Below are 12621 nucleotides of genomic sequence, written 5' to 3' on the forward strand. Positions count from 1 at the left end.
AGGCGGGCGGGCTGGCGGATAAGGGCAAAGCCAGGCTTACCACCAGCGTGGGACTGCTGATCATGCTGGCCTCCTGGGGCATTACTGCGCTCGGTGCGCACAGCCTTACGGCATTGATTATCGGTATTTTACTGCTGGATTTGGCCGTACAGGGCGTGCATATCACTAATCAAAGTGTGATTTACCGCAATATGCCCGAAGCGCGTAATCGTCTGACCTCCGGCTACATGACCAGCTATTTTATCGGTGGTGCAGCAGGATCGATTATCTCAGCGAACGCATTCCATCATTTTGGCTGGTACGGCGTTTGTGGTGCTGGCGTGCTGGCTACTTCACTTAACATATTGATTTGGTGGCGCAATGCGCATTTTGAAAGTGTTCAGAATTCGTAAAGATGCCCGTTAATCCATGAGTGATACTGTTCATTGATGATTGGGTTTGTTATGGTTAGCCACACAGTTATTCACCAGAGTTATTTTTTCTCGCGAAATTATTCTGCTGTTGAAAGATTTTCCCGAGCGAATTGAAGCGCCGGCTGTTTTGCCTGCAGAACGGCGGGTCCGGGCGCAGCGCCCTGGGTTAAGGATTGACCTGGATTGCCAGGTGCTGACAGTGTGATCGTGCGAACAATCACAGGCGGAAAATATGACTACGCTTTATCTGTCACCCTCATTACTATATTTGTTGCAACTAAGAGGTTTTTTAAATGGAAAGTTCGTTTACTCCCATTGAGCAGATGCTAAACATCCGTGCTAATCGCCACAAAGATTTTCCGCTGCAGGAGATCATCCTGACCCGTCTGTGCATGCATATGCAGGGTAAGCTGCTGGATAATCGCAACAAAATGTTGAAGGCGCAGGGAATTAACGAAACCTTATTCATGGCGCTGATTACGCTGGATGCCCAGGAAAATCAGAGCATTCAACCTTCAGAATTAAGCTCGGCGCTGGGCTCTTCGCGCACCAATGCTACCCGCATCGCTGATGAGCTGGAAAAGCGTGGCTGGATTGAGCGCCGTGAGAGCGATAACGATCGCCGCTGCCTGCATCTGCATCTGACCGAAAAAGGTAACGAATTCTTACGTCAGCTGCTGCCACCGCAGCATCAGAGCCTGCAGTATTTGTGGTCATCCCTGTCGGCAACCGAGCAGGAGCAGCTGGAAGCGATCACCCGCAAGCTGCTTAACCGTCTTGATAAAATGGACGAAGATCAGGTTATCGCTTCCCTGTCCCGCTAATAGCAAGAAGTGCGACACAATCACCCTCCGAAATCGCTATTTTAATTCCCTTTTATCCGGCCAGCGCCCCAGGCGCTGGCTTTTTCGACTCGGGAAACCGCGTTGATGGAACAGCGCATCCCGACTAAATGGAAAACGTGGAGAACAACATGAGTGCGACAGCGGAAGCTCAAAGCCCGCAACAGCCAGCGAATAAAAAGAATAAGCGCAAAACGGCGCTGATCCTGCTGGCTATCGTGTTTATCGTGATTGGTATTGCCTATCTGGCTTACTGGTATCTGGTGCTGCGCCACTATCAGGAGACTGACGATGCCTATGTGGCAGGTAACCAGGTGCAGGTGATGGCACAGGTTTCCGGCAGCGTAAATACAGTGTGGTTCGATGACACCGACTATGTGAAAAAAGGCGACGTGCTGGTGTCGCTGGATAAAACGGATGCACAGCAGGCGTTTGAAAAAGCGCAGACCGCACTGGCTACCAGCGTGCGCCAGACGCATCAGCTGATGATCAATAGCAAGCAGTATCAGGCCACCATTAAGCTGCAGCAGACTGCGCTGGACCAGGCCGAATCGGACCTGAAACGCCGTGAGCCGCTGGGCGCCTCTAACCTGATTGGTCGTGAAGAGCTGCAGCACGCCCGCGATGCTGTCGCCACCGCGAAAGCACAGCTCGACGTCGCCGTGCAGCAGTACAACGCCAATCAGGCTGTGATCCTCAATACCGATTTGGCGAACCAGCCGGCGGTAAAACAGAGCGCCGCCGAACTGCGTGATGCCTGGCTGGCACTGCAGCGCACCGATATCCGCAGCCCGATGGACGGCTATGTGTCGCGCCGTAGCGTGCAGGTTGGCTCGCAAATCTCCACCAGCACGCCGCTGCTGGCGGTTGTTCCTGCCACCAATCTGTGGGTGGACGCTAACTTCAAAGAGACGCAGCTGGCGGGAGTACGCATCGGTCAGCCTGCCACGGTCATCAGCGATATCTACGGTGATGATATTGAGTATCACGGTAAAGTCGTCGGGCTGGATATGGGCACCGGCAGCGCCTTCTCACTGCTGCCGGCTCAGAACGCCACCGGCAACTGGATTAAGGTAGTGCAGCGTCTGCCGGTACGTATTGAGCTGGATCCGCAGCAGGTGGCGCAACATCCACTGCGTATTGGCCTCTCAACGCTGGTGAAAGTGGATACGCAGAACAAAGAGGGTGCGGTGCTGGCCAGTAACGTACGGCCGCAGGCGGCTTATGAAAGCAACGCCCTGGCAATCGACCTTGCGCCGGTGAATCAGCTGATTACTGACATCGTTCGTGCCAACGCGGGCTAACTTCGCCGGAGGCTGTTATGGCACAAAAACCGCTTGAGGGTGCGCCGTTAGTCCTGATGACCATCGCCCTGTCGCTGGCGACGTTCATGCAGGTACTGGACTCCACCATCGCCAACGTGGCGATTCCAACTATTGCCGGTAACCTGGGGGCATCAAACTCCCAGGGCACCTGGGTGATCACCTCCTTCGGGGTGGCCAATGCCATCTCGATTCCGATTACCGGCTGGCTGGCAAAACGCGTCGGCGAAGTAAAGCTCTTCACCTGGGCAACGGTTCTGTTCGCCCTCGCCTCCTGGGCCTGCGGCATGTCTGAAAGCCTGGAGATGCTGATCTTCTTCCGCGTCCTGCAGGGCGTGGTGGCTGGTCCGCTGATTCCGCTCTCCCAGAGTCTGCTGCTGAGCAACTATCCGCCGGCTAAACGCAGTATTGCGCTCTCGCTGTGGGCGATGACGGTGATCGTGGCGCCGATTTGCGGCCCGATCCTGGGCGGCTGGATCAGCGATAATTATCACTGGGGCTGGATCTTCTTCATTAACGTGCCGATTGGCGCGGTAGTGGTCATGCTGACGCTGCAGACCCTGCGCGGACGGGAGACTAAAACCGAAATCCGTCCCATCGATATGGTCGGCCTGGTGCTGCTGGTGGTGGGGATTGGATCGCTGCAGGTGATGCTGGACCGCGGGAAAGAGCTCGACTGGTTTAGCTCAACGGAGATTATCGTGCTGACGGTGGTCGCCGTGGTCGCGCTGGCGGTGCTGCTGGTGTGGGAGCTGACCGATAAGCACCCGATTGTCGATTTGTCGCTGTTTAAGATGCGCAATTTTACTATCGGCTGTCTCTCGATCAGCCTGGCGTACATGCTCTATTTCGGCTCGATTGTCTTACTGCCGCAGTTGCTGCAGGAGGTCTACGGTTATACCGCAACCTGGGCGGGGCTGGCGTCTGCGCCGGTGGGGATCATTCCGGTCATCCTGTCACCAATTATCGGCCGTTTCGCCCATAAGCTCGATATGCGCCGGCTGGTGACGTTCAGCTTTATTATGTATGCCGTCTGCTTTTACTGGCGCGCCTATACGTTTGAGCCGGGCATGGATTTTGGTGCCTCAGCGTGGCCACAGTTTATTCAGGGTTTCGCCGTGGCCTGCTTCTTTATGCCGCTGACCACCATTACGCTCTCTGGTTTACCTCCTGAACGCCTGGCGGCGGCCTCCAGCCTGTCGAACTTTGTGCGTACGCTGGCGGGTTCCATTGGTACTTCAATCACCACCACCATGTGGACTAACCGGGAGTCGATGCACCATAGCTACCTGAGTGAATCGATTACGCCTTACAACGTTAATTCACAACAGATGTACGATCAGCTGCAAAGCCTGGGCATGACGCAGCAACAGGCGTCGGCTTACATTGCACAGCAAATTACTAATCAGGGCCTGATTATCTCAGCGAATGAGATCTTCTGGGCGTCGGCGGGGGTATTTCTCATACTGCTGGTTCTGGTGTGGTTTGCACGACCGCCCTTTGGCGCGGGCGGTGGCGGCGGTGGCGCGCATTAATCGCCATAAAGAGAAACGGGCCTGTGCGGCCCGTTTTTTTATGCGTTCTGACGCCACCACTCGGCGAGCAGGATACCGGTTGCCACGGAGACGTTAAGGCTCTCTACGTTGCCCGTGCCGCCAATCGACAAGCTGATATCACCCTGCTGGAAAGCACTGTCGGACAGGCCTTCACGCTCCTGACCCAGTACCAGCACCATTTTGGCTGGCAGCTCTGCTTGCGCCAGCGGCGTACCGGCATGGCTGGAGGTGGTGACGATGGTGTAACCGGCCTTGCGGAAGGCTTCCAGGCCGTCAGCAAAGCTCTCACCGCTGATCGCCTGCACATGCTCTGCGCCGCCTTCAGCGGTACGCACGGCGGCGCCTGACTCCAGCAGTGAAGCATCGTTGACCAGCAGGCCTTTGACGCCAAAGTGCGCGCAGCTGCGCATAATGCCGCCGAGGTTGTGCGGATTACTGACATCTTCCAGCGCCAGCACGCAGTCTTTGCTCTCTGCCTGCTTCAGCCATTCGGAAACGGCCATTCCCATACGCTTTTTAATGATGAAGCACACGCCGCCGTGATGTTCGGTGCCGGAGGCTTTAGCCAGCTCTGCGTCTTCTACCACGTGATAAGCTTTGCGATTGGCGGCCAGCCAGCGCAGGGTTTCACGGAAACGCGGCGTCACGCTCTGTACAAACCAGGCGCGGACAATGCTCTCCGGGCGGCTCTGGAACAGCGCCTGGCACGCATTCTCACCGTAGACGCGCGTCTCTTCCTGACGCTGACGGCGAATCTGCTCCGGATCAATCACCGGCTTGCTGCTGGCGCCCTCTTCATGCAGGGTATCGTCCGCCGCGACCGGCGGACGGGAAACGGTGCGCCACGGCGAATCGCTGAAGCCGCGATCGTCACGATCGTTGCGACGGCCACGATCTTCACCTCCGCTGCGCGGCGTACGCGGGCGACCGGCGTCATCACTGCGGCTGCTGCGGCCACGGCTACCCTCTTCATTATTACGTGCGCTGCGAGGGCCAGATCGACGAGTATCTTCCTGGCGCGCAGCAGGACGGCCGCCTTTGCCGGTACGAGGATTCGGCTTCTGACCAGCCTCCTCATCACGTACATACATCACTTTTACCTTGCCGCTTTTGCCTTTAAATTCGTCGTTCATCTGTTCCTCCAGCATTGAGAGCGCGAAGATTACCTGATGTGTCGGCGCTTAGCTATCAACTATTGAACCTATTGGGCAATCCAGATTGAGCATAGCATCCAACCTTTTCATAATGTTTGGCAATCATAAGATTTCAGGTCCGGTTTGAGGTGACGATGAATACTGTATGTGCCTCCTGTCAGGCAACTAACCGCGTTCCCGCTGAGCGCATTGCCGATGGAGCCAAGTGTGGTCGCTGCGGCGACGAGCTGTTTACGGGCGAAGTGGCAAACGCCACCGCCGCAACGCTGGATAAATATCTGCAGGATGATTTACCGGTAGTGATCGATTTCTGGGCGCCATGGTGTGGCCCATGCGTTAACTTCGCGCCGGTGTTTAAAGAGGTGGCTGATGAACGCCGCGGTAAAGTGCGCTTCATTAAAGTTAACACCGAAGCGGAACCGGCCTTGAGCTCACGCTTCCGCATCCGCAGTATCCCGACCATCATGCTGTTTAAGAAGGGTGAGATGGTTGACATGCTAAACGGTGCCATGCCGAAAGCGCCGTTTAATGAGTGGCTTGACGAGTCGCTGTAATACCCTCCAGGCCAGCCCAAAGCTGGCCTTGTTTTTGCCCTTCTATCTATTACACTGACGTTTTTTCCTGCCCGCGAAATTATGTCTGAAAATGCCGTCCTGCGCTTACGTGCGCAACGTTTAGCGCGCGCCACGCGCCCGTTCCTGGCCCGCGGTAACCGCGTCTTGCGCTGCCAGCGCTGCCTGCTGCCGCAGAAAAACTGCCTGTGTGCGACGCTACAGCCGCAGCAGGCGCGCAGCCGCTTTTGCCTGGTGATGTTTGAATCTGAACCGATGAAGCCCAGCAATACCGGGCGTCTGATCGCCGATATCCTGCCGGATACGCTGGCGTTTGGCTGGTCACGTACCGAACCGGATGCTGCTTTGCTGGCAGCCGTTAAGACCGCTGATTATCAACCGCTCGTCGTTTTCCCGGCATCCTACGCCGATGCCGATCGTGAAGTGCTGACCGCGCCACCGCGCAGCGGTAAGCCGCCGCTCTTTATTATGCTCGACGGTACCTGGAGCGAAGCGCGTAAGATGTTTCGTAAAAGTCCCTGGCTGGACAGCTTTCCGGTGATGTCGCTGAACGTTACTACCCCTTCGCGCTATACGCTGCGTGAAGCGCACGGCGAAGGGCAGCACTGTACTGCAGAAGTCGCTGCCGCACTGCTGGAGCAGGCGGGCGATCTGCCTGCCGCCGCCGCGCTGCAACAGCACTTTACCCATTTTCGCCAGGCGTATCTGGCCGGTAAACCGCATCATCCTGTGCACGCGCAACCACCAGAATTCTGAAGCTGGCTCGCAGCCTGAGATCGCCGAATCGGCAAGTGGCGCAAAAGCGTTTACAATCATGCCAATCCCGAGATCAGGAGCGGATGATGAGCCAACGTGGACTGGAAGCGCTATTACGACCAAAATCAATTGCGGTGATTGGCGCATCGGTAAAGCCGGGACGTGCCGGTTACTTTATGATGCGCAACCTGCTGGCCGGCGGCTTTGGCGGGCCGGTATTGCCGGTTACGCCGCAATATCGCGCGGTGAATGGCGTACTCGCCTGGCCGGATATTGCCAGCCTGCCCTTTGCCCCCGATCTCGCCATTATCTGTACCCATGCCAAACGCAACCTCACGCTGCTGCAACAGCTGGGTGAGAAAGGCTGTAAAGCCTGCATCATCCTCTCTGCGCCCGCCAGCCAGCTGGACGAGCTGAAAGCGTGCGCCAGTCAGTGGCAAATTCGTCTGCTTGGGCCAAATAGTCTTGGGCTGCTGGCGCCCTGGCAGGGGCTGAATGCCAGCTTCTCACCGGTGCCGATCGCCAAAGGGCGAATCGCGTTTATTTCGCAATCGGCGGCGGTATCCAACACGATTCTCGACTGGGCGCAGCAGCGTAATCTTGGATTTTCATGGTTTATTGCCCTGGGCGATAGCCTGGATATTGATGTGGATGACCTGCTGGATTTCCTTGCGCGCGATGGTAAAACCAGCGCTATTCTGCTTTATCTTGAGCATCTCAGCGATGCACGCCGCTTTGTTTCCGCCTCACGTAGCGCATCACGTAACAAACCTATTCTGGTGATCAAAAGCGGCCGCAGCCATCAGGCGCAGGCGATGATTGGCACTGAAAGCGGGCTGGATGCCGCATGGGACGCGGCGATACAGCGCGCCGGCTTGCTGCGCGTACAGGACACGCATGAACTGTTCTCCGCAGTAGAGTCGCTCAGCCATATGCGTCCGCTGCGCGGCGACCGTTTGATGATAATCAGTAACGGTGCGGCCCCGGCCGCGCTGGCGCTGGATGAGCTGTATGCGCGTAACGGCAAACTGGCCACACCTGGCGAAGAGACGCTGCAGGCATTGAGCGCGCTGCTGCCGGAAGGCATCGGCCGCGGTAATCCGCTTGATCTTAAAGATGGTGCCACGCCTGCGCTGTATGTCGCCTGTATCGAACGCCTGCTTGATAGCCACGAGCTGGATGCGCTGATGATTATCCATTCGCCCAGCGCCGTCTCGCCCGCCACGGAAACAGCTGAACAGATCATTGCTGCCATCGCCCGCCATCCGCGCGGTAAACAGGTCACGATTTTAACGAACTGGTGCGGTGAATCCTCCTCCCAGGCGGCGCGCCGTGCTTTTACCCAGGCCGGTATTCCCACCTGGCGCACGCCGGAAGGTACCGTGACAGCGTTTATGCACCAGGTTGAATATCGCCGCAATCAGAAGCAGCTACGAGAAACGCCGGCGCTGCCACCGGGTCTGACGCAGAACAGCGCGCAGGCGCACCTGCTGCTGCAGCAGGCGCTGGATCGCGGGATTACCACGCTTGATACGCATGAAGTTCAACCCATCCTGCAGACGTACGGCCTGGCAACGCTGCCCACATGGATTGCCGGCAACAGTGGCGAAGCGGTACGCATCGCCGATCAGATTGGTTATCCGGTGGCGCTTAAATTGCGTTCGCCCGATATTCCGCATAAGTCTGACGTGCAGGGTGTCATGCTTTATCTGCGCAGCGCCGCTGAAGTGGAGCAGGCAGCCGAGGCAATCATTGATCGCGTGCGCGAAACACATCCGCAGGCGCATATTGATGGCCTGCTGGTACAAAGCATGGCCAACCGCGCCGGTGCGCAGGAGCTGCGTGTTGTGGTGGAACAGGACCCACTGTTCGGCCCGGTCATCATGCTGGGTGAAGGTGGTGTAGAGTGGCAGCCAGATAAGCAGGCGGCCGTCGCGCTTCCGCCGCTGAATATGACGCTGGCGCGCTATCTGGTGATTCAGGCAATGAAAAGCGGCAAAGTTCGCAGCCGCAGCGCACTGCGCCCGCTGGATATTGCCGGGTTGAGTCAGCTGCTGGTTCAGGTATCAAACCTGGTGGTGGATTGCCCGGAGATCCAGCGGCTGGATATTCACCCCCTGCTGGCTTCAGCCAGTGAGTTTACCCTGCTGGACGTAACGCTGCAGCTCGCGCCTTTCAGCGGTGATAACGAGGCACGGCTGGCAATTCGCCCCTACCCGCACCATCTTGAAGAGCAGGTTGAGCTGAAAGATGGGCAGCACTGTCTGTTCCGGCCAATTCTGCCGGAAGATGAACCGCAGCTGCGTGCATTCATTGCACAGGTCACTAAAGAAGATCTCTACTATCGTTACTTCAGTGAGATCAGCGAATTTACCCATGACGATTTAGCCAACATGACGCAAATCGATTATGACCGTGAGATGGCAATTGTCGCCGTGCGCCAATGCGATGGAGCCGATGAGATCATCGGCGTTACGCGCGCCATTTCGGATGCTGACAACATCGATGCCGAGTTCTCGGTTCTGGTACGCTCGGATCTGAAAGGATTAGGCATGGGCAGACGCCTGCTGGAGAAGATGATTCGCTATACCCGCGATCATGGACTGCAACAATTGAACGGTATCACCATGCCGCATAACACCGGCATGATTACGCTGGCGCGAAAGCTCAACTTTCGGGTGAATATTCAACTGGATGATGGGATTGTCAGCCTGAATTTACCGTTAGCAGACATACCTGACTTACCTGTAGAGAAAGGTAAAAATCCTCCTTATCAGGCCGGTTGATGTTATTATTTACCGTTAGGATCATGATTTGATGGCAAAAGGCCATGCAATGAACAGAGAAGAAGTGCACTGTGATGTTGTCTAAATTTAAACGCAATAAACACCAACAACACCTCGCACAGCTGCCTAAACTGTCACAATCCGTGTCAGATATGACCACGCTCTATTCGGCTGCCGAGTTCCGTGAAACCCTGCTGGCAAAAATTGCGGCGGCGGAAAAACGTATCTGTATTGCTGCGCTCTATCTGGAGAATGATGATGGCGGGCGCGGTATTTTGCAGGCGCTGTATGCAGCACGCCAGGCACGTCCGGAACTGGATATCAGTATTCTGGTCGACTGGCATCGTGCGCAACGTGGCCGTATTGGTGCGGCGCGCGGCCTGACGAATGCCGACTGGTATTGTGAAATGGCTACCCGGCATCCGGATATCGCCATTCCGGTTTACGGTATTCCGGTTAATACGCGGGAAGCGCTGGGTGTGCTGCACCTGAAAGGCTTTATCATCGACGATACGCTGCTGTACAGCGGTGCCAGCCTGAATGATGTCTACCTGCATCAGCATGACAAATACCGCTATGACCGCTATCAGCTGATCCGCAATCCGCAGCTGGCCGACACCATGTATCAGTGGATTTGTGAAAATCTTAAGCAGTCAGAAGCCGTGAATCGCCTTGATCGGTCGGAGCGTCCTTCCAGCCCGGAGATCAAAAACGAAACGCGCCAGTTCCGTCAGGAGCTACGCAGCTTCAACTACCAGTTCACCGGCGATGCCGGTAATGAGTCGCTGGCGGTTACGCCTCTGGTGGGCCTGGGCAAACGTAGCCTGCTGAATAAAACCATCTACCATCTGATGCCGTGCGCAGAGCGTAAACTGACACTCTGCACGCCCTATTTCAACATGCCTGCCATCCTGGTACGTAACCTGATTCAGCTGCTGCGCCAGGGCAAAGAGGTGGAGATCATCGTGGGTGATAAAACCGCGAACGATTTTTACATTCCGCCCGACCAGCCGTTCAAGATTATTGGTGCACTGCCCTACCTGTATGAGATTAACCTGCGTCGTTTTCTCAGCCGTTTACAGTATTACGTCAATAACGGCCAGCTGACGGTGCGCCTATGGAAAGACGGTGAAAATAGTTACCACCTTAAAGGTATCTGGGTGGATGACGAGTGGATGATGATTACCGGTAATAACCTTAACCCACGCGCCTGGCGCCTGGATTTGGAAAATGCGGTTCTGATTCACGATCCCCTGAATCAGCTGGCTGAACAGCGTGATAAAGAGCTGGCGCTGATTCGCCAGCACACCACAGTGGTTCAGCATTTCCGTGAGCTGGAGAGTATCTCCGACTATCCGGCAAAAGTGCGTAAACTTATTCGCCGCTTGCGCCGGATTCGTATCGATCGTTTGATCAGCCGATTACTGTAGCTGATGCGCGCGCTTATCCTCTGTGCGGTTTTACTGTGTAGCGGATGTGCGCATGTGGCGCAGGATCGCTGGACCGGCAAAGATAAAGCGGAACACTTCTTCTCATCTGCCGTGCTGGCTGCTGCAGGCAGTGAAATATCCCGGCATCAGCACCAGGAGCGTGGGCAAAATCTGCGCTTCGGTTTTATCTTTTCCCTCTCTTTTGGCGCTGGCAAAGAACTTTATGACAGCCGCCCTGCGGGAAGCGGCTGGAGCTGGAAAGACCTTAGCTGGGATGTTGCTGGCGCGGCCAGCGGCATCGCCTTGTGGAATTTGAGTCAGTAGTTATAGCGCAATGCCTTTGCCTTTACGGTGCAGCAGCAGCGAGACCAGAAATGCCAGCGCTCCCATGGCCGATACATACCAAAAGAAACTGGTTTCAACCCCTTCCCGCTTCAGCAATAGCGCGACGTACTCAGCAGAGCCACCGAAAATAGCATTTGCGACCGCATAGGACAGCCCTACCCCCAGCGCACGTACCTCCGGCGGAAACATCTCGGCTTTCAGAATGCCGCTGATGGCGGTATAGAAGCTGGTGATAACCAGCGCCAGCATGACCAGGGCAAAGACCAGCCAGTTACTTTGAACATGTTGCAGTAACAGTAAAACAGGTACGGTACATATTGCGGCGCCCGCACCAAATATCATCATGGAGGCGCGACGACCGATCTTATCTGATAACGCGCCAATGACGGGCTGAATCAGCATGAATACCAGTAATGCCCCGGTCATTAAGGCACTGGCACTCCGTGCATCCATTCCGGCACTGTTTACCAAATACTTTTGCATGTAAGTGGTGAAGGTATAGAAGCTCAGTGAGCCGCCAGCCGTAAAACCCAGAACCATTAGAAATGCACGTGAGTGGTTGCGCAGCAGGCCGATCACACTGCCGGCATCACGATGGTTCCGATGCTTTTTCTCAGACGTTTCATTAAGCGAACGGCGCAGCCACAGCGCCACCACAGCCAGTACCGCGCCGAGGAAGAACGGGATGCGCCATCCCCAACTGCGTAGCGCTTCATCGCTGAGAATTTGCTGCAGCACGACAACCGTAAGCACAGCCAGCAGTTGCCCGCCAATAAGCGTGACATACTGAAATGAAGCGTAGAAACCTTTCCGCCCTTCCAGCGCCACTTCGCTCATGTAAGTCGCACTGGTGCCATATTCACCGCCCACGGATAACCCCTGAAACATACGCGCCAGTAGCAGCACTATCGGTGCCGCGATGCCAATCTCGCCGTATCCCGGCAGACAGGCAATAACCAGCGAACCCAGGCACATCATGCATACCGAAATCAGCATAGAATTTTTACGGCCGTGGTGATCGGCAATATAACCAAATAGCCAGCCGCCTATGGGTCGCATCAGGAAACCAGCCGCAAACACTCCTGCGGTTTGTAATAACTGCGTTGTGGTATCGCCGGTGGGGAAAAACACGTGAGCGAAATAGAGGGAGAAGAATGAATAGACGTAGAAGTCGAACCATTCAACCAGATTCCCGGAAGATGCACCCACAATCGCCCAGATTCGCTGTTTACTTACTGCTGCTGACTCAGGTTGCAGTGTTTTTTGTTCTGGTGAACTCATAGTTGTCCTCATTTCCTTGCGACCAATAAATGCTAAGGCAATGAGTAAAGCATCTGGTGATGCTGTGGGGGAATTGTCTTGAATCCTGGATGATAAAATGTGATGCGGAAAGGGTTTTAACGTGAAATGTGGCTTATTTTTATCAGTTGTGTGCGATCTGCAGA

11 protein-coding genes are annotated in these 12621 nt (G+C 55.7%); 9 read left to right on the forward strand and 2 right to left on the reverse strand.

Translation table 11 applies throughout. The annotated features are described in order from the left end of the window. The 4 genes from HA48_RS20785 to emrB all read left to right on the forward strand — a co-directional run. A partial coding sequence (locus tag HA48_RS20785; protein ID WP_128603009.1) for an MFS transporter occupies positions 1 to 392 on the forward strand: 392 nt, incomplete at its 5' end. A 314-nt stretch (positions 393 to 706) separates the two neighbouring features. Next, entirely contained in the window at positions 707 to 1237 is a 531-nt protein-coding gene (mprA, locus tag HA48_RS20790) for a transcriptional repressor MprA (protein ID WP_128603010.1), read from the forward strand. A gap of 149 nt (positions 1238 to 1386) precedes the next feature. Then, positions 1387 to 2559, forward strand: a complete 1173-nt coding sequence (gene emrA / locus HA48_RS20795) for a multidrug efflux MFS transporter periplasmic adaptor subunit EmrA (protein WP_128603011.1) — start codon at positions 1387 to 1389, stop codon at positions 2557 to 2559. Positions 2560 to 2576: 17 nt separating this feature from the next. Next, complete coding sequence (emrB, locus tag HA48_RS20800) at positions 2577 to 4112, forward strand: multidrug efflux MFS transporter permease subunit EmrB (protein ID WP_128603012.1); 1536 nt, start codon at positions 2577 to 2579, stop codon at positions 4110 to 4112. Positions 4113 to 4150: 38 nt separating this feature from the next. Here emrB and HA48_RS20805 read toward each other — a convergent pair whose 3' ends face one another. Further along, positions 4151 to 5266 (reverse strand): tRNA/rRNA methyltransferase, encoded by a 1116-nt coding sequence (locus HA48_RS20805; protein ID WP_128603013.1) that lies wholly within the window; start codon positions 5264 to 5266, stop codon positions 4151 to 4153. 155 nt (positions 5267 to 5421) lie between these two features. On the opposite strand from HA48_RS20805, the gene trxC reads away from it, so the two are divergent. The 5 genes from trxC (at position 5422) to HA48_RS20830 (ending at position 11155) form a co-directional block, all read left to right on the forward strand. Next, positions 5422 to 5841 (forward strand): thioredoxin TrxC, encoded by a 420-nt coding sequence (gene trxC / locus HA48_RS20810; RefSeq protein ID WP_128603014.1) that lies wholly within the window; start codon positions 5422 to 5424, stop codon positions 5839 to 5841. 81 nt (positions 5842 to 5922) lie between these two features. Next, on the forward strand, positions 5923 to 6615 hold the full coding sequence (locus HA48_RS20815; RefSeq protein WP_128603015.1) for a tRNA-uridine aminocarboxypropyltransferase: 693 nt from the start codon (positions 5923 to 5925) through the stop codon (positions 6613 to 6615). Positions 6616 to 6701: 86 nt separating this feature from the next. Further along, complete coding sequence (locus HA48_RS20820) at positions 6702 to 9401, forward strand: bifunctional acetate--CoA ligase family protein/GNAT family N-acetyltransferase (protein WP_128603016.1); 2700 nt, start codon at positions 6702 to 6704, stop codon at positions 9399 to 9401. 74 nt (positions 9402 to 9475) lie between these two features. Beyond that, entirely contained in the window at positions 9476 to 10831 is a 1356-nt protein-coding gene (gene pssA / locus HA48_RS20825; RefSeq protein WP_128603019.1) for a CDP-diacylglycerol--serine O-phosphatidyltransferase, read from the forward strand. A 3-nt stretch (positions 10832 to 10834) separates the two neighbouring features. Further along, positions 10835 to 11155 carry a YfiM family lipoprotein gene (locus tag HA48_RS20830; RefSeq protein WP_128603017.1) on the forward strand — a complete coding sequence of 107 codons (321 nt, stop codon included), beginning with the start codon at positions 10835 to 10837 and terminating at the stop codon, positions 11153 to 11155. Here the strand turns inward: HA48_RS20830 and HA48_RS20835 are convergent, their stop codons facing one another. Further along, a complete protein-coding gene (locus tag HA48_RS20835; RefSeq protein WP_128603018.1) occupies positions 11156 to 12457 on the reverse strand; it encodes an MFS family transporter in 1302 nt (433 codons plus the stop codon). Positions 12458 to 12621 lie beyond the last annotated feature (164 nt).

The sequence above is a fragment of the Pantoea wallisii genome (assembly GCF_002095485.1).
In the GTDB taxonomy this organism is placed as follows: domain Bacteria; phylum Pseudomonadota; class Gammaproteobacteria; order Enterobacterales; family Enterobacteriaceae; genus Pantoea; species Pantoea wallisii.

Bases quoted from the DNA above. Each gene is read 5' to 3' on its own strand.
- mprA (WP_128603010.1), top strand. From the start codon at position 707: ATGGAAAGTTCGTTTACTCCCATTGAGCAGATGCTAAACATCCGTGCT.
- emrA (WP_128603011.1), top strand. From the start codon at position 1,387: ATGAGTGCGACAGCGGAAGCTCAAAGCCCGCAACAGCCAGCGAATAAA.
- emrB (WP_128603012.1), top strand. From the start codon at position 2,577: ATGGCACAAAAACCGCTTGAGGGTGCGCCGTTAGTCCTGATGACCATC.
- HA48_RS20805 (WP_128603013.1), bottom strand. From the start codon at position 5,266: ATGAACGACGAATTTAAAGGCAAAAGCGGCAAGGTAAAAGTGATGTAT.
- trxC (WP_128603014.1), top strand. From the start codon at position 5,422: ATGAATACTGTATGTGCCTCCTGTCAGGCAACTAACCGCGTTCCCGCT.
- HA48_RS20815 (WP_128603015.1), top strand. From the start codon at position 5,923: ATGTCTGAAAATGCCGTCCTGCGCTTACGTGCGCAACGTTTAGCGCGC.
- HA48_RS20820 (WP_128603016.1), top strand. From the start codon at position 6,702: ATGAGCCAACGTGGACTGGAAGCGCTATTACGACCAAAATCAATTGCG.
- pssA (WP_128603019.1), top strand. From the start codon at position 9,476: ATGTTGTCTAAATTTAAACGCAATAAACACCAACAACACCTCGCACAG.
- HA48_RS20830 (WP_128603017.1), top strand. From the start codon at position 10,835: ATGCGCGCGCTTATCCTCTGTGCGGTTTTACTGTGTAGCGGATGTGCG.
- HA48_RS20835 (WP_128603018.1), bottom strand. From the start codon at position 12,457: ATGAGTTCACCAGAACAAAAAACACTGCAACCTGAGTCAGCAGCAGTA.